The sequence below is a fragment of the Rhodococcus sp. NPDC060176 genome, from assembly GCF_042728675.1.
Taxonomy (GTDB): Bacteria; Actinomycetota; Actinomycetes; order Mycobacteriales; family Mycobacteriaceae; genus Rhodococcus_F.
Genome location: NZ_JBHWYS010000002.1, coordinates 153,134 through 153,859 on the forward strand (window position 1 = coordinate 153,134; position 726 = coordinate 153,859).

At 62.1% G+C, this 726-nt stretch carries 1 protein-coding gene; it reads left to right on the plus strand.

Annotated features, from left to right (window positions below; all coding sequences use genetic code 11):
* The first annotated feature begins 60 nt into the window (after positions 1-60).
* Complete coding sequence (locus tag ACFWEM_RS09200) at positions 61-417, plus strand: hypothetical protein (RefSeq protein ID WP_378533004.1); 357 nt, start codon at positions 61-63, stop codon at positions 415-417.
* Positions 418-726 lie beyond the last annotated feature (309 nt).

Genomic DNA, 726 nt, shown 5'->3' on the forward strand with positions numbered 1-726 from the left:
CTTACCGGGTACCGTGCGCGTTCATCGAAGGCGTCCGAATCTCGAGTACAGTGTCGACTCATGGCTGAGAGCACACGCGTCGGATCACCGCAGACTGTGCGTTCCGGAAACCCGTGTGTGTGGTGCGGCCGCGAGGTCGCGGTGACGGGAGTGGGTCGTCGTCGCCGGTACTGCAGCCAGTCCTGTCGCCAGCGCGCCTACGAACAACGCAGTGCTGTCAAAGGCACGTCCATCCCGGCTGACGCCGTCATCTTGACCGCCGTCGAGGCTGTCGAACTGGTGGATCGGATGTTCGAGGTCCGCTGCGCCGCCGAAGATGTGGCGACAGCTGTTGCCGAGGGCGCCGAAAGTTCGGAACTCACACAGTTGTGTGAACGGTTGACCGAACTTGCCCGCGAAGCCGAACGTTTCCGGTGAAGCAGGTGTGGGCAACCGGTTTCTAGCCTTGCGTTGAGCACCGCAGCACTGCGGTGCGCCTGACGCCTGACGACGACAAATTCTGATCCTGAGTTCGGACCTTCGGGGAGGTTCGGACTTCGAAGCGACCCTTCGTCGAGGTCGATGACCTTCGGCTGCGCTCTCGCAGGATCGCCACATGGTTTCCACTCGATATCGAGGCGGTGCGATGTTTCTCTTCAATCCCCGAACCACAGTTCCCAGCGCTGATCGTGGCAACGCCGATCGTGGCACCGCTGATCGCGGTAACGCTGTGTGGGGGTGGTCGTG